This window comes from Tissierella carlieri (genome assembly GCF_018917285.1).
Classification (GTDB): domain Bacteria; phylum Bacillota; class Clostridia; order Tissierellales; family Tissierellaceae; genus Tissierella; species Tissierella carlieri.
The window spans coordinates 22,106-39,483 of sequence record NZ_JAHLOH010000045.1; the positions used below are offsets into that span (position 1 = coordinate 22,106).

Annotated in this window: 14 protein-coding genes and 3 other annotated features; of the genes, 1 reads left to right on the plus strand and 13 read right to left on the minus strand. The window is 32.1% G+C overall.

Annotation, left to right across the window (positions count from 1 at the left end; genetic code table 11):
• The 8 genes from pheS to pepV all read right to left on the minus strand — a co-directional run bounded on the left by pheS (position 1) and on the right by pepV (position 6,907).
• Complete coding sequence (pheS, locus tag KQI38_RS15375; protein WP_216561151.1) at positions 1-1,023, minus strand: phenylalanine--tRNA ligase subunit alpha; 1,023 nt, start codon at positions 1,021-1,023, stop codon at positions 1-3.
• Positions 1,024-1,149: 126 nt separating this feature from the next.
• The gene (rlmB, locus tag KQI38_RS15380; RefSeq protein ID WP_246565881.1) at positions 1,150-1,983 is read right to left on the minus strand and encodes a 23S rRNA (guanosine(2251)-2'-O)-methyltransferase RlmB; all 834 of its coding nucleotides are present in this window, start codon (positions 1,981-1,983) and stop codon (positions 1,150-1,152) included.
• Positions 1,946-2,602, minus strand: a complete 657-nt coding sequence (locus tag KQI38_RS15385; protein ID WP_216560965.1) for a potassium channel family protein — start codon at positions 2,600-2,602, stop codon at positions 1,946-1,948. Before KQI38_RS15385 ends, rlmB begins: the two co-directional genes overlap by 38 nt.
• Before the next feature lie 15 nt (positions 2,603-2,617).
• Positions 2,618-3,961 carry a TrkH family potassium uptake protein gene (locus tag KQI38_RS15390; RefSeq protein ID WP_216560967.1) on the minus strand — a complete coding sequence of 448 codons (1,344 nt, stop codon included), beginning with the start codon at positions 3,959-3,961 and terminating at the stop codon, positions 2,618-2,620.
• Between the two features lie 124 nt (positions 3,962-4,085).
• Complete coding sequence (gene rplT, locus KQI38_RS15395) at positions 4,086-4,439, minus strand: 50S ribosomal protein L20 (protein WP_094904338.1); 354 nt, start codon at positions 4,437-4,439, stop codon at positions 4,086-4,088.
• Positions 4,440-4,472: 33 nt separating this feature from the next.
• On the minus strand, positions 4,473-4,664 hold the full coding sequence (rpmI, locus tag KQI38_RS15400; protein WP_094904337.1) for a 50S ribosomal protein L35: 192 nt from the start codon (positions 4,662-4,664) through the stop codon (positions 4,473-4,475).
• 16 nt (positions 4,665-4,680) lie between these two features.
• Complete coding sequence (gene infC, locus KQI38_RS15405) at positions 4,681-5,256, minus strand: translation initiation factor IF-3 (protein WP_216560969.1); 576 nt, start codon at positions 5,254-5,256, stop codon at positions 4,681-4,683.
• Positions 5,214-5,351 (minus strand) — a sequence feature (ribosomal protein L20 leader region). It overlaps the preceding gene by 43 nt.
• Before the next feature lie 158 nt (positions 5,352-5,509).
• Positions 5,510-6,907, minus strand: a complete 1,398-nt coding sequence (pepV, locus tag KQI38_RS15410) for a dipeptidase PepV (protein ID WP_216560972.1) — start codon at positions 6,905-6,907, stop codon at positions 5,510-5,512.
• A 135-nt stretch (positions 6,908-7,042) separates the two neighbouring features.
• On the opposite strand from pepV, the gene ftsH reads away from it, so the two are divergent.
• Complete coding sequence (gene ftsH / locus KQI38_RS15415) at positions 7,043-8,602, plus strand: ATP-dependent zinc metalloprotease FtsH (protein ID WP_094904334.1); 1,560 nt, start codon at positions 7,043-7,045, stop codon at positions 8,600-8,602.
• A 155-nt stretch (positions 8,603-8,757) separates the two neighbouring features.
• Here the strand turns inward: ftsH and thrS (KQI38_RS15420) are convergent, their stop codons facing one another.
• The 5 genes from thrS (KQI38_RS15420) to KQI38_RS15440 all read right to left on the minus strand — a co-directional run bounded on the left by thrS (KQI38_RS15420) (position 8,758) and on the right by KQI38_RS15440 (position 17,013).
• Positions 8,758-10,722 (minus strand): threonine--tRNA ligase, encoded by a 1,965-nt coding sequence (thrS, locus tag KQI38_RS15420; protein WP_216560974.1) that lies wholly within the window; start codon positions 10,720-10,722, stop codon positions 8,758-8,760.
• A 232-nt stretch (positions 10,723-10,954) separates the two neighbouring features.
• Positions 10,955-11,151 (minus strand) — a binding site (T-box leader).
• Positions 11,152-11,325: 174 nt separating this feature from the next.
• Complete coding sequence (gene thrS / locus KQI38_RS15425; RefSeq protein WP_216560976.1) at positions 11,326-13,239, minus strand: threonine--tRNA ligase; 1,914 nt, start codon at positions 13,237-13,239, stop codon at positions 11,326-11,328.
• Between the two features lie 396 nt (positions 13,240-13,635).
• Positions 13,636-13,832 (minus strand) — a binding site (T-box leader).
• A gap of 75 nt (positions 13,833-13,907) precedes the next feature.
• Complete coding sequence (hisS, locus tag KQI38_RS15430; RefSeq protein WP_216560978.1) at positions 13,908-15,218, minus strand: histidine--tRNA ligase; 1,311 nt, start codon at positions 15,216-15,218, stop codon at positions 13,908-13,910.
• A gap of 136 nt (positions 15,219-15,354) precedes the next feature.
• Positions 15,355-16,206 carry a putative sporulation protein YtxC gene (ytxC, locus tag KQI38_RS15435; protein WP_094904330.1) on the minus strand — a complete coding sequence of 284 codons (852 nt, stop codon included), beginning with the start codon at positions 16,204-16,206 and terminating at the stop codon, positions 15,355-15,357.
• Positions 16,207-16,272: 66 nt separating this feature from the next.
• Complete coding sequence (locus KQI38_RS15440) at positions 16,273-17,013, minus strand: DUF6873 family GME fold protein (protein ID WP_216560980.1); 741 nt, start codon at positions 17,011-17,013, stop codon at positions 16,273-16,275.
• Between the last annotated feature and the right edge of the window lie 365 nt (positions 17,014-17,378).

Here is a 17,378-nt window from a genome sequence, read left to right on the forward strand (position 1 = left end):
CTAGAATTGTTCCAAAAATCTATTGTCATTTTCAAATAATAGTCTAATATCGGTAATGCCATATTTAACCATTGTAATCCTATCTATCCCCATACCAAAGGCAAATCCGCTATATTTCTCAGGATCAATTCCACAGTTTTCTAGAACCTTAGGATGCACCATACCACAACCTAATAATTCCATGCTCCAACCAGTTCCATTACAAGAATCACAGCCTTTACCCATACATTTAAAGCAAGTCACATCTACTTCTCCACTGGGTTCTGTAAAAGGAAAATAGTGAGGTCTAAATCTAGTTTCCATGTCTTTGCCAAATAATTCTTTAATAAATACATCTATAGTATGAATTAAGTTAGCCATTGTTATATTTTCATCAACAACCAAACCTTCTAATTGATGAAACATAGGCGAGTGTGTATCGTCTACATCATCAAATCTAAAAGTTCTACCAGCAGATACGATTCTAAGAGGTGCCCCCATCTCCTTCATCGCTCTTATTTGTACCGGAGAAGTTTGAGTTCTAAGTAAAATATCTTCTGTTATATAAAAAGTATCTGATAAATCCCTAGATGGATGATTTTCTGGAGAATTCAGTGCATCAAAGTTATTCTCAACGGTTTCAATCTCTGGTCCAGTTACTACAGAAAAACCCATACTTATGAATAAATCTTCCAACTCTTCAATTGTTGCTAAAAGTGGATGTCTATGACCTAATTTTTCTTTATTAGTGCTCATAGTTATATCTATCTTTTCTTTGCTCATTTTAGTTTTTTTCATTTCTTCAGTAAGTTTTTCCTTCATTGAAGAAATAGCATCTTCTAACTCATCTCTAACTTCATTAGCAATTTGCCCAACTATAGGCCTTTCTTCCGCTATTAATTTCCCCATATCTCTTAATACAGATGTTAGTTCTCCTTTTTTCCCTAAAAACTTCACTCTTAATTGTTCTATTTCATCTAAACCCGCTACTTCGTTGATACTATTTAGTGCAATTTCTTTAATTTCTAGCAATTTCTCTCTCATATTTTCCTTCATAATTCTACTCCTTTGCCATAGTATAAAAAACAAGACCTTTTCCAAAGAATAAAGGTCAAAATTTCAAAGTATTTACTCAATTATAGCACCTAGAATTTCAAAACTCAAGAAGTATTAGCTTCTCTGTTTCATTACTTCATACATTATAATCGAAGCTGCTACGCCTGCATTTAAGGACTCAGCTTTTCCAGGCATAGGTATCTTTATTAGTTTATCAGATAAAGAAAATATCTCTTTCCTAACTCCACTTGATTCATTGCCGATGATTAAAACAAACCCTTTCTGAAAATCAGTTTCATATATTGGTATACTTCCAGTTAAAGCTGTTGAATATACCCGTATATTCATATCTTTCAGATTTTTTAACTCATGAATTCCATCTGAAATATAGTATAACGGAACTCTAAAAATTGATCCCATTGTAGCCCTAACAACTTTAGGATTATAAGGGTCTACACATCCCTCTGTGATTATTATACCATCTGCATTAAAAGCATCTGCTGTCCTAATTATAGTCCCCATGTTTCCTGGGTCTTGTACTTCATCTAAGAATAATAAAAAAGGCCTTTCTTTCTTATACATTTCATTCAGATTTTCATATTCGAGTTTTGCGATCCCTAATATTCCCTGTGGATTTTCAGTATCTGAAATTTCTTTAAAAATATTATTCGGCACATAGATAGTATTATCTAAATCCTTTATCCTCTCAAAAAAATTCTCTCCATCTTTAGTCTTTAGAAACTGATCCGTATATACAATGTTTTTAACTGGATAACTATTATCTATTGCTTCTTCAATCATCTTTATACCTTCGATGATAAAAGCTTTATTTTTAATTCTTCCTTTTTTTCTATATAAAGTTTTTATTTCCTTAACCAATGGATTGTTGATACTAGTGATTTCTATCATATTATTCACCAGCTTTTTGTTCCACTCTCTTAATATCATTAGTGCTTCCTATCACTACTAGAATATCATCTTTTTCAATTACCACTTCTCCATTTGGGGAAACGCTAATACTATTTCCTCTCTTTATAGCCATTACATTTATTCCATACTTTGTAGATAATCTTAGCTGACCCAAAGATTTTTCTTCCCATTCCTTAAGAGCAGTAATTTCCAAAATACTATAGTCTGGTGATAATTCAATAAAATCAAGTATATTAGTAGAAGCTAAGTTATGAGCTACCCTAATCCCCATATCTCTTTCTGGAAATATTACCTTATCAGCTCCTATTTTAGTAAGCACTTTTCCATGGATGTCTGATAAAGCTTTTGCTATTACCCTTTTAATCCCTAATTCCTTAACAACTAATGTTGCCATTATTGATGCCTCAATATCAGAACCAATAGCCACAACGGCAACGTCAAAATTTCGTAATCCTAAATCCTTTAATACTGTTTCATCCATTACATCTGCTTGAACAGCATGAGTCACTTCATCAGATATTTCATTAATTCTTTCCTCAGAAATATCAATTGCTAAGACTTCATTACCTAAGCTGTATAAAGTTCTAGCAACAGCCGCACCAAATCTTCCACATCCAATAACTGCAAATGATTTCATTTTTATAACTCCCCTCTATCCTACCATAATATTTCCTTCTGAATATCTAAAATTACCAGCCTTACTTTTTCTAGCAAAAACATATGCCATAGTTAAAGGTCCAACCCTACCTATATACATGGTTAATATTATCATCACCTTACCAAACTCAGTAAGATTTGGTGTAAGTCCTCTTGTTAAACCTACAGTTGCAAATGCTGACGTAGTCTCAAATAATACGTCTAAAAAATTCGCTGGTTCTGTTACTGTTAAGATAAATGATACTCCAAGTATTAAAATCATGCCTACAGTAGATATAGCCAATGACCTATTGATGACATCATAAGATATCCTCTTTCTAAATGCTACAATGTCTTTATTACCTTTTATTACTCCAATAGTGGTTAATATAAGAGTACCAAAAGTTGTAGTCTTTATACCACCTCCTGTAGAACCAGGAGAACCTCCTATAAACATTAATATTATCATAAGAAATACAGTGGTATCATAAAGTCCTGCTAGATTAACAGAGTAATATCCTGCCGTCCTAGGAACTACAGATTGAAAAAATGATGCAATAAGTTTTTCAAAAATATTCAAGGGTTTCAAAGTAAGAGGATTATTATACTCTATTAGAAGAATTATTATCATTCCTACCAAAAGTAGAACTCCAGTAATAGATAAAACTAACTTTGAATGTAGGCTAAGCTTTTTAAAGCTCCTATTTCTGGAGATATCTATATATACATAAAAGCCAAGACCCCCTAGTATTATTAAAGCTGATATAGTCATGTTTATAGTAAAATCTCCTACAAATGGTGCTATACTGTCTCCTGTGAGGTCGAATCCAGCATTACAAAAAGCAGATATAGCATGAAATATTGAAAACCAAATTCCCTTCACAGTTCCATATATAGGTATGAATCTAGTCGATAGTAGTAATGCCCCCATACCTTCTATAATAAAAGTAGAAAGAATAACATATTTAGTTAATTTAACTAGTCCAGACATAGTTTCCTGATTCAATTGTTCTTTTATTACTAATCTTTCCTTTAATGTGATCTTCTTTCCAATAACCAAAGCTCCAATCGTAGCCATGGTCATAAAACCTAATCCCCCCATTTGGATAAGTAGAATTATTACAACTTGACCAAATAAAGACCAAAACTCTCCAGTATTTACAACTACTAAACCTGTAACACACACAGCAGATGCAGAAGTAAATAAAGCATTGATAAAACCAATACTCTCACCATTTTGTGTAGCTATAGGTAGATTTAACAATATAGCTCCGATAAGTATTAGGCTACCAAATCCCAATGCTAAAACTCTTGGGGGATCTAATTTAAATCTCTCAAGTCTTCTCTTTATAAACCCCATAATAACTCCTCCCCAATTATATATACCTATATTATTATTCCATAATCATAGTAAACTATGAAATAAAGAAAAATAAAAGTCCCTTAATGGAACTTTTACTATAACTTAGCTTCTGCAATTTTTACTAATTTGCACCTTTTGCAATTTCTACTAATTTGGAAAAACCTTCTGCATCATGTATGGCCATTTCGGATAACATTTTTCTGTTTACTTCGATATTTGCTTTTTTAAGACCATTGATGAATTTGCTATAGCTCATTCCGTTTAATCTCGCAGCAGCATTAATTCTTGCAATCCAAAGTTTTCTAAAATCTCTCTTTCTTTGTTTACGTCCTATATATGCATAATTAAGTGATTTCATAACAGCTTGATTAGCAGTTCTGAATAATTTAGATTTCGCTCCAAAATAACCTTTGGCTTGTTTTAATACTTTTTTATGTCTTTTCTTGGCATTAACAGCTCTCTTTACTCTTGCCATCTATAGTACCTCCCGTATTTCTAATATAGTTTTTTATGGTATCATTGAATCTATTCTCTTTTGGTCACCTTTACTCACTAAAGTACCTTTTCTTAGGTTTCTAACTCTCTTTGATGATTTTTTACCAGTCTTATGACTCTTATAAGCCTGAAATCTCTTTAGTAAACCTGAACCAGTTCTCTTAAATCTTTTTGCTGACGCTCTATGAGTTTTCATTTTTGCCATGATGTTACCTCCTTTATTACTCAGTTTTTGGTGTTAAATACATTACCATACTTCGTCCTTCTAATTTTGCTGCCTTCTCTATAGTTCCAACTTCTTCAGTTAGTTTAGCAAAATCATTTAATACCTCTTTACCTATCTCCGTATGACCCATTTCTCTACCTCTAAATCTAACAGATACCTTAACCTTATCTCCAGATTCTAGGAATTTACTAGCTGTTTTAGCCTTTACATTTAAGTCATGAGATTCAATATTAGGTGTTAATCGAATTTCTTTAACATTAATCACCTTTTGATTCTTTCTAGCTTCTTTTTCCTTCTTCGCTAGCTCATACTTGTATTTTCCATAATCCATTATCCTACATACAGGTGGATTAGCAGTTGGAGCTATCTTCACTAGATCCAATCTTTTCTCTTCTGATATCTCCATAGCCTTTTTAATAGGTAAAATTCCAAGTTGTGTTCCGTCGACATCAATTAGTCTTACTTCTTTATCTCTGATTTCTTCATTAATTTGAAGCTCTTTGATAGTACAGCACCTCCTAAGTTTTCTCAAAAAATTAAAAGCGGGTATAGAATACCCGCTTAAATTCATAGAAACATGAGCCTTATATAAATAAGACTATTTTATTATCTAAAACCTTATGAGCATTGCTATAAGGTGAGAAGCGGACACTTCTACTTAAACCCAATATTTAGTTTACCATATGATTATACATTAGGTATAGTTGTTTGTCAAATATATTTTATAATTTAGTTTCAAATTTTAATAGCAGCAATAGGCTGTTATTTTCAAATAAAATATCATATGCTAATTCAATATAAGATATAAAATCTTCGTAGAATAACTATTTCGCCAACTCATATAAAGCATGAGCATATATCTTAGTTATCTTCATCAGATGTTCTATAGAAATATATTCATCTTTCTGATGAGCCACATCTGGTTGGCCCGGGAACATTGGTCCAAAAGCTACAGCATTTTCCATTGCCCTAGCATAAGTTCCCCCTCCAATTGTAATTGGCTCCCTATCTAAATCTCCAGTTTGAGCCCTATATACTTCCATTAATTTCTCCACTAAGAAATTATCTTTAGGTACATATAAGGGCTTAGTGTCCCCCTTACCTTCTACCAATTCTACTTTTGTTCCATTAAGATTTTCTCTTATTCCATCATATACTTCTTTTGCACTGCTCCTTATAGGATATCTGACATTTATAGTTAAAATTATCTTGTCTCCATCTAGTTTTATCATCCCAGGATTAAAGTTTAGCTTACCAGATACATCATCTTCATAGCCGCATCCAATTCCCTCGCCATAATGTTTGAATCCTATTCTTTCATTATAAAGGTTGATAAAGTCACAAAGATCACATTCTCCACTTAAACAATTGGATAAAACATCCATTAAATAAGAGATTGCATTTTCTCCTTTTTCTGGAGTACTACCATGGGCAGATATTCCTTTAGCTGTTATTTTTACAATATTATTTTCTAAATGAATATTAGTTGGATAATCTTTATCTTTTATATAAGACCTATATTTATTATAGAAAGCTTCTGGCTCTTCAATTTCTAAAATAATTTCTGCATGATCTGGCACCATATTAGGTGCATTTCCACCTTTTAATTCTACGAGTTTAATTCCACAGCAGCTATTTGAATTTAATTTTTGCTCTAAATTAAATACTATTATTCCCTTTTCACCATGGATTACAGGAAAGTCTGCGTCTGGAGTAAAAGCCATTGTTGGGGGGTTTTCATGTTTAAAATAATAGTCCATGCAACCCCATCCTGTTTCCTCATTAGTTCCAAATATTATTCTAATCTTTCTATTTAAAGTTAAACCAGATTCTTTTAAAGCTTTCATAGCATAGAGTGTAGCTATAGCCGGTCCTTTATCATCAGCTGTGCCTCTACCGAATATTTTATCATCATGGATTTCTCCGCTATATGGAAGATAAGTCCAACCTTCACCCTCAGGTACAACATCAAGGTGGACTAAAACACCTACAGTTTCATTGCCTTCTCCAAATTCTGCATATCCAGCATAACCTTCTAAATTTTTAGTTTCAAATCCCATTTCCTTAGATATTTTCAATGCATACTCTAAAGCTTTATATGGTCCTTCACCAAACGGCATATTTGGTTTAGCTTCTTCTTCCACACTTTTGATCCTAATAATTTCTTGAGTTGATTTAACAATTTCTTCCTTATATCCATCAATTAAGTTAATGTAATTCATTTAATCACCTCTCCTTTCCTATCTATCATTATTATACCTTTGTTGTTATTTTCCTACAACTTTAATATTTTCTTTTATAGAAATTGAATTAAATGGTTACACTATTTTTAGAAAAATAAATAAGGTGGGGATAAATTGAAAAAGAAAAAAATAATATTTCTATTTTTAGTATTAGGGCTGATTGCATCCTTTTTACTTATCTATGATGGTTTTTTCCCGACTAAAAGCTTTTCATCCTTTAGAATTGGAGATAGATTAGCAGTCTGGGTAATCACTCTAGTCCTATTTATTCTCTATAGCAAAACAGATACAAAACCTCAGCTGGTCCCCTCTGTTTTATCTATTGAAAAAGATACAGGAAGAGACAAAGATAAATCTGATGTATCTTTTAAGGATGTAGCAGGATTGGAAGAAATAAAAGAAGAGCTGCAAGAGACCATAGACTTTATCAATAATTCTATGAAATACAGAAAGATGGGAGCCAAGATACCTAAAGGTATTTTATTTCATGGACCACCCGGTACTGGTAAGACCTTACTAGCTAAGGCAGTAGCAGGAGAAACGAATTCAACCTTTCTCTATGCATCCGGATCTGAATTCGTAGAAAAATATGTAGGAGTTGGTGCTAAAAGAGTTCGAACACTTTTTGAAAGAGCTAAAAAAGAAGCCCCAAGCATTATTTTCATAGATGAAATAGATGCCATAGGTGCAAGAAGAAATCTAGAATCTAACAATGAGAAGGATCAAACTCTAAATCAGCTTCTGGTGGAAATGGATGGATTTAATACTGATGAAACCGTCATAGTAATAGGTGCTACAAATAGATTAGATTTATTAGATGAAGCTCTTCTTCGACCTGGTAGATTTGATAGACATATATTTGTAGGGAATCCTAATATACGAGCCAGGGAACAAATATTAGAAGTTCATACTAAAAACAAACCCCTCGATAAATCCATCGATATTAAAACAATCGCAAGAAAAACCACTGGATTATCTGGAGCACAGTTAGCTAATATCGCCAATGAAGCAGCAATCATCGCAGTTAGAAAAAATAAAACGATTATATCTATCAATGAATTTGATGCCGCTATTGAAAGAGTTTTAGCAGGGCTAGAGGTGAAAAATCCTACAGTTCTGAGAAAAGAGAAAGAAACTGTAGCAATACATGAAGCAGGTCATGCTTTAGTTGCTAAAGTTCTCGAGACTGATATAGTTCAAAAGATATCAATCGTTCCAAGAGGTCAGGCTTTAGGCTATGTACTTAAATTTCCAGATGAAGAAAGATATTTGCTAACCCAATCAGAGTTAAAAAATAAAATCACTTGTTTATTGGCTGGCAGGGCTGCTGAAGAATTGATATTTAAAGAGATTACTACAGGAGCCAAGGATGATTTAAATAAGGCAACAGATATAGCTAGAGAAATGGTATGTAGCTATGGTATGAGTAATTTAGGCACCATGGCCTTAGATGAAACTTTTATGAGATATAATTCTGATATAATTAGGATTGAGATCAAAAAAATTACCGATGAGAGATATACTGAAGCACTCCGAATTATAGACGAAAATAAGTATTTACTCCACTATATTGCTAATAACCTATTGGAAAAAGAAACAATAAATAGTGATGAATTAGATAATATCTTTAGACTTTATAAAAAGCCATTACCCTGTGCAACTGAAACCAATTAAAAAGGAAAAGTTACAACTCTTCCTTCAAACTGTAAACAAACTAGATAATAGGTGAACTGTAAAATAAAGCCTTTTGTGGTTATTACCATCTATGCTACAAAAGGCTTTACTCGTTTACAGACACGGCCTCACAATCCACTTCTCACTATAAATAATTACTTAATGTCAGTTTTCTTATGGTAATTATATTTGATATAATTCTCATTGACCAATCTCTTTGTAAACATATCTAAGTCCCATGGACCTTCATTACCATTCTCTCTTGAAGTTACTGCGACAGTATTTTCATTTTCTTCTTTTTGTCCCACGACTACAAAATATGGAATTTTTTCTAATCTAGTTTCTCTAATTTTATAATTTATTTTTTCTGGTCGATAATCAATCTCCACCCTAAGACCACTTTCTTTTAAGACACTACTTATGTTTTCAGCATATTCATTGAATCTATCAGAAATTGGAAGCACCTTTATTTGTATTGGAGCCAGCCAAAATGGAAATGCACCAGAATATTTTTCAATCAAAGTTGCCAGAGTTCTTTCGTAACATCCAATTGAAGTTCTGTGTATGATATATGGACGTTTTTTTTGCCCATCTTTATCAACATAATACATATCAAATCTTTCAGGCAGAGAGAAGTCTATTTGATTTGTAATTATGGTATCTTCTTTTCCCCAAACATTACGACATTGTATATCAAGTTTTGGGCCATAAAAAGCTGCTTCACCTTCAGCTTCAGAATATTCAATAGAAAGACAATCTAGAATCTTTTTCATCTGTTGCTCAGTTTCATCCCATGCCTCATCATTATCAATATATTTATCCTTATTCTTAGGATCACGTTTAGAGAATCTATAAGTAATGTCATCTTCAACGCCCAGTACTTTCATGATGTATTGCTGTAATTCCATAACTCCTTTGAACTCTTCTTCTAGTTGGTCTGGACGCACAATGAGATGAGCTTCAGATATTGTGAACTGCCTGACTCTTGTTAGTCCATGCATTTCACCAGAAGATTCATTCCTAAATAATGTAGATGTTTCAGAATATCTTATTGGTAATTCCCGATAGGAGTGTTGATCGTCATTATAAATAGTAAACTGGAAAGGGCAAGTCATAGGCCGTAAAGACAGTACATCCTCAGAATCTGGATTTCCTATATGGAACATACCTTCTCGATAGTGATCCCAATGTCCAGATATCTTATACAACGCTGACTTACTCATGTATGGAGTCATAGTCTGTCTATATCCCCATTCAGTTTCCAAGTCTTCTATCCAACGCTGTAAAAGCTTTATAATCAAAGTTCCTTTCGGTTTTATGAGCGGTAGGCCTTGACCTACTACTTCCGATTGCATGAAGAGTCCCAGTTCTCTACCTAATTTTACATGGTTCCGTTTTTTCGCTTCTTCAATCATATTTAAATAATCATTAAGATCCTTAGGTTTAGGAAAGGCAATGCCATATATTCTGGTAAGCATTTTGTTATTCTCATTGCCACGCCAATAAGCACCAGCTACTTGCATAACCTTTATTGCTTTTATTGGTTTGACATCTATAAGTTGTGCCCCTATACATATATCTGTTAATTCACCTAAAACACATATGGAAATTAATTCGCCTTTCTGTAGATCGTTTATAAACTCAGCCTTATATGATTCACCCAAACTTTCAATTTTCATTAAAGCTTCTTGCTGTTTCAACTCATACCGCTTTAAATCATGACCTTCTTTAACTATTCTTTTCATTTCTTCTTCGATCTCTGTAAGGTCTTCTTTATTAAATGACCCTTTTTTATCAAAGTCGTAGTAAAAACCATCTTCATTAACTGACCCAATGGCTAGATTTACCTCAGGAAATAATCTTTTTACTGCTAATGCCATTATATGAGCCGATGTACGCCAAAATATGGCCTTTCCTTCCTTATCTTCAAACTTAACTACCCTAAAAGTAGAATCTTCATTGATAATTTCCTGCATTCCTTTTGTATCTCCATTTACAACCGCTCCAAGGGCAACCCTTGCTAAGCCTTCAGATATATCCTTAGTAACATCATATACAGATACTCCTTTGTCATATTCTTTAACCACACCGTCAGGTAATATAATCTTAATCCTTTCCATAATCTAACCTCCTATTATTTAATTAATAGCCATAGACCACTTACACAATTCATAATTGAAAACACTATTTGCCTGCAGATTTGGTTTTGTTGTTTTACGCAGTTTCGAACACCAATTTATTTACTTGCCTCGCTCGTATAAATTGGGTTCCTATTGCGTTTGACCTACATCAACTCACTAATGTTCGTTGTTCTAGGTCATAAAAAAAGCCTTCCATCTCTACATATCTCTATGTAGGGACGAAAGGCTAAGTTTCGTGGTTCCACCCTAATTACTTCTCAATTTAAATAACGCTAATAAGCGGAAGTCCTTTATTCAGACTCGGTTCAGAGGCAGTCTTCATATATCTTTCTCATAAGAAGACTTGCAGCCACGATCTTCTCTCTCTTAAAGGAAATAATATATTACTCTTCTCATCAATACCTATAATATTAAATTAGCTTTTACACTTAGGATAACTATTTGTCAAGTAGCTTTCCCAGACACTCGATTACTCCTTCTGACAAAATACTCTTTGTTCTCCTGTTTCTTCATGTTTCTAAATGAACAAGTGTCATTGTCAGTTTCCTCATAACATATGACTTTTATATAAGAGATATGATATTACTTCTTCTTTTCTTTTACTTCTTCAATTACTTGGCAAATAAAATCTTCAACTTTGATTTGGCCTTTATCTCCTTCGTCTCTCTTTCTTACAGAAACTAATTTTTCTTCTACTTCCTTTTCACCTACTACTAACATATAAGGTATTTGCTGCAATTGAGCTTCTCTAATCTTATATCCTATCTTTTCGGCTCTATCATCTAATTCAACTCTAATACCCTTATCTGCCATTTCCTTCTTAATTTCATAAGCGTATTCATTGAATTTATCTGATATAGGAAGAATAATCGCCTGTACTGGTGCAAGCCATACTGGGAATTTACCTGCAAAATGCTCTATAAGTATTCCCATAAATCTTTCCATACTACCATATATAGTTCTATGAATCATGACTGGTCTTTTCTTTTCATTATCTTTATCCACATAACTCATATCAAATTTCTCTGGCATTTGGAAATCTAGCTGTATAGTACCACATTGCCAAGTCCTACCTATTGCATCCTCTAAATGGAAGTCTATCTTCGGTCCATAGAAAGCACCATCACCTTCATTTAATATATAGTCTATTCCTTTTTCCTTTAACGCTTCTCTTAGACCATTTGTTGCTATCTCCCACTGTTCTTCAGTTCCCATAGAATTCTCAGGTCTAGTGGATAACTCTACATGATATTTAAATCCAAATATATTGTACATATGATCTGCTAAATTTATTATATTAATCAATTCTTCTTTTATTTGAGATGGTAATACAAATAAATGAGCATCATCTTGAGTAAATGATCTAACTCTCATTAATCCATGTAGAGCTCCTGAAAGCTCATGCCTATGAACTAATCCAAGTTCTCCCCATCTTAGAGGCAAATCTCTATAGCTATACATCTTAGATTTATATACTAAAATAGATCCAGGACAGTTCATTGGTTTAATAGCATAATCCCCATCATCTATATTTGTAAAATACATATTTTCCTTATAGTGATCCCAGTGACCTGATTGATGCCATAGTCTTTCGTTCAATATCAAAGGTGTTTTAATCTCATCATATCCAGCTCTAGTATGCTCTTCTCTCCAGAAATTTTCTAAGATATTTCTTAATGCCATTCCTTTTGGATGGAAGAATGGGAATCCAGGTCCCTCTTCGTGAATACTAAATAAATCTAATTCTTTACCTAGTTTTCTATGATCTCTTTTCTTAGCTTCCTCTAACATTTGAAGGTATTCTTCTAAATCTTTTTTCTTTTCATAAGTTGTTCCATAAATTCTTTGAAGCATTTTATTCTTTTCATCACCACGCCAGTAAGCACCTGCAATACTTAAAAGCTTAACAGCTTTAACCTTCTTTGTATCATATAAGTGAGGTCCAGCACAAAGATCAGTAAATTCTCCTAATTTATAGAAGGATATCTCTTCGTCTTCAGGAAAATGTTCAATTAAATCAACCTTATATTCTTCTCCTTTTTCCTTAAAATACTCAAGGGCTTCGTTTCTTGGCATTACATATCTTTCAAGGATATGACCTTCCTTAACTATCTTGGCCATTTCTTCTTCAATCTTCTCTAAATCCTCCGGAGTGAATCTATGCTCTGTATCAAAATCATAATAGAATCCGTTGTCTATTGCAGGACCTATAGCAAATTTAACCCCTGGGAAAAGTTTTTGTACCGCAAGAGCCATAATATGAGCTGATGTATGCCAAAATATAGCCTTTCCTTCCTTATCTTCAAACTTGACTACCTTAAAAGTAGAATCTTCATTGATAATTTCTTGCATTCCTTTTGTATCTCCATTCACAACCGCTCCAAGGGCAACCCTTGCTAAACCTTCAGATATATCTCTAGTAACATCGTATACAGACACACCTTTGTCATATTCTCTAACAGCACCATCAGGTAGTGTAATCTTTATCCTTTCCATAATCTAACCTCCTATTATTTAATTTCAAAATTGAAAACATTATCTACCATGCAAATTAAGTCATTTCCCGCAGTTTCACTGCACAAATTCATTTGCTACCTTAATTCGCCCCGCAGGGTATAATTCAGTAGTCCTTTAGGGCTCATTATCATTCGCATGAATTTGGTCCTAGCGGACACTCCTAATGATAAATTCTATATTAAGGTTGACGTTCGTTGCCTTTTTGTCCAATGAGCATAGCGAATTGTAGACAAAACGGACAGCGTAGGTGCGTTTGATCTACATCAACTCACAACCTTATTCTACCCCGTAGGGTATTATTCAGTGGTGTCCGTCAGGACCTAACGTTCGTTGTGTTAGGTCATAAAAAAAGCCTTCCATCCCTACATATCTCTATGTAGGGACGAAAGGCTAAGTTTCGTGGTTCCACCCTAATTACTTCTCAATTTAAATAACGCTAATAAGCGGAAGTCTTTTATTCAGACTCGGTTCAGGGGTAGTTTTCATATATCTTTCTCATAAGAAGACTTACAGCCACGATCCTCTCTCTCTAAAAGGAAATAATATATTACTCTTCCCATCGTCACCTATATTATTAAAGTAACTTACATTTTACCATCATTCTATCTATCTGTCAAGTAATTATTCATATTTATACCATTATTATTTTATTTTAAACACTTAATTACTTCTTCCAAAGAAATATTTTTTTGTTCCCCTGTTTTCATATCTCTAAGGGAATAAGTATTATTCTCAGCTTCCTCTTGTCCTATTACTATTACATATGGGATATTTAACTTATCTGCATAGTTAAATATTTTTCCTATCTTTCCTGATTCTAGATAAATCTGAGCATATATACCTTCTCCTCTCAATTCATTGACGGTTTCAACACCTTTCTCCACAAAACTATCCATAGGTATAATTAATGCCTTAGTAAGAGATTTCTCTGTTGCTTCAATTATTTTAGCTTCTCTTAACTGATAAAATAATCTAGTTAAACCAATAGACATTCCAACTCCGGGAAGTTTCTGCTTAGTATAATATTCTGCTAGATTCTCATATCTTCCACCTCCACAAATACTCCCAAGTGAAGGATAATCATCTAATATGGTTTCATATACAGTTCCAGTATAATAATCCAATCCCCTTACCATAGTTAAATCAATTCTATAATTTTTCTCAGGCACTCCAAATAAATCAATATATTTTATTACTGTAGATAATTCTTCTAGTCCCTCTTTAAATGTCTCATCATCTATTTTTAAAGCCTCAAGATTTCCTATTATATCGTTGTTGGAACCTTTTATACTAAGAAATTCTTTGGTTCTCCTTATATTGTGATTTGTAATACCCAGACTTTCCAATTCCTTTTCTACTTCTGCCATTCCTATTTTATCTAATTTATCTATAGCTCTAAGAACAAAAGTAGAATCTTCTATATCTAAGCTATTAAAAAATCCTTTTAGCATTTTTCTATTATTTATTTTTATTGTAAAGGAATCAAAACCTAAATCTCTAAATGTGGAATAAATAAGAGAAGGTATTTCAGCATCATTAATTATATCTAGGGTTCCATTTCCTACAATATCTATATCACACTGATAGAACTCTCTAAACCTACCTTTTTGGTTTCTTTCTCCCCTATATACTTTGCCAATATGATATCTTCTAAACGGGAAACTTAATTCAGAATAATGTTGTGCAACATATCTAGCCAAAGGTACAGTTAAGTCAAATCTCAAGGACATATCTGTACTTCCTTTTTCAAATCTATATATTTGCTTTTCTGTTTCTCCTCCACCTTTAGCCAGAAGTACCTCTGTTTTTTCTATTACAGGAGTATCTATAGGAAGAAAACCAAATTTTTCATAGTTTTGTCTAATTGTATCTAGCATTTTATTAAATAATATTTGATCTGTTGGCGTTAATTCCATAAAACCTGGTAAAATCGATGGTTTCACTATATCTTTACTCATATTATACCTCCTTATGTATCATTTTATATTATAATAACAGATATATTAATAATTTCCAAGGATGTTTAAATAAAAGAATCTAATATTTTCCAATCTCTTATTGAATAAAAAAGAAGCTGATTTAATCAACTTCTCCTCACTTGCCCTTTTTCAGTTTGGCTTTTAAATTACAAGTATCACATCCATCACAAAACTGTACTTTATCCCTAAAAACTTGAGAAATCACATTGACCAATTCTTTCTCTTTACCTTCCTCAACATGCAACACTAATTTTATAGGAGAGAGAACTATCAACGAGCTGACTAAAAGGTCAGCTTTACTTATATCTTCATACCACTGATCATCTGGCGCATATTCTAACAAACCATTTTCAATTATATTATTATCCTTATCTAGTAAAAAATAATCGTTTTCTTTAATAATAACATTAACTAATTCATATTTAGGTTCCTGTATATCAACAAAATATTGGAGCATACTCAAAAACTCCAGATACTCTCTTTCTATCTCAAACTGACCTATTGCTTTTTCTACAGAAATATCTACTATATATATGAATCTTCTTAATCTAAAGTTCATAAATCCATCTATTAAAATACTATTATTTTCTATTAAATGATTAAGTATTTCTTCATTAACCATGTTCTTTTCTTTTATATAATAATTCTCGTTCAATATTGCTAAATGTGTTGAGGTAACTATTCCCTCTTTATCACTAGACGAATAATCATCGCATATTTTCACTACTCTATTCATAATTATTGGTTTAATATATATTTCTAAAATAATATCTTGCACTAAATTAGCAACAGCCCTATAAAACGCAATATCTTCTAAGTTTTTTTTAGTTCCCAAAGAAAGCGAAAATTCATATCTTTCTTCATAGTCTTCCTCTTGAACATTTACCTTAGAATTGGAGAAATACCTATTTATTAAATTTTTTACTTCGTCTTTATTTACATTTCCACCAATTTTTATAGTTTGCATTGTATCACTCCCTTCTTTTACTAGTATGTACCTAGAGAGTAGACATATACAATATAAAGACTTACTTTAATGGCAATATAGAGTAATTATAGTACCAATATCTAATATATTTTTTTTCGATAAAAAAATTAAATTTGTATTATTTTTTATGAAAAAATTTAAAATTTCATCTTTATTAGGATGTCCATTTAAACTTCCCGATATAATAGATTTTCCATTGTATAAACTTCCATTTGTTCCGCCAATAAATCCATATTTTTGTCCTTCTAAGGATACATATCCTGACTGAATTAGCAAAACTTTGTAGCCAAAATCTCTTAGCTTTTCATACATAGGGTAATCGGCAGTAATAGCTGAATCTTCTCCCACTATAGCTAAAGAACATTTTGTATATCCTTGATTTACATTTATAAAATCAATATTTTCCTTTTTTAAATGATACTTTAAAACTTCATCAGTATATTTGAAATTATGAATAGCTGCTCCTATAAGTCTTCCTACATTATATGCTATATCTTCTGGATATTTACTATCTAAATATTTTTCTCCTTTAATTAATTTAATACCCATATTACTTAACATTTCTTCATAATACTCAAAAACATTAGGTGCGATAATCAAAGTATTGTGATTTATTGGATGAATTACTATATCTGGATGATACGCAATACTTTCATGAACCTCATGGCATTTTATAGTTTTAATTATTTTCAAACCTAGTCTTTTTAAGTTATTTTCTATTTCTTTATCTATTCTGCCATCTACTATGGCTACATTAGCTGATTTTGGGGGAATAAAAGGATTCATCTCATCACCTCAATTTAAATATAAAAAAGATTTCTACTTAAAACATTTATAAATTTTATGAAGTTTTTGGAATTCGTTTACAGAAAGTTTAACTTAGAAAATAAAACTTTCTAATAGATTATAACAAATCTAGAATCTTTGATTCTAAAATGACATATATGATGCATAAAGATTTGAACTAAGAAATAAATATCTTCCACCTCTACATAAACCTTAAACATAACACTCTATCGAATAATATCTAGTTTTAAATTCAGTAAAATACTTGATTTATATTTTTGCACTTAACTATTATATAATATTCTTTATTATTAAACATATTAAAATAGATTTAAAAGCAGAAAAAAGACTCTAGATTTTATTCT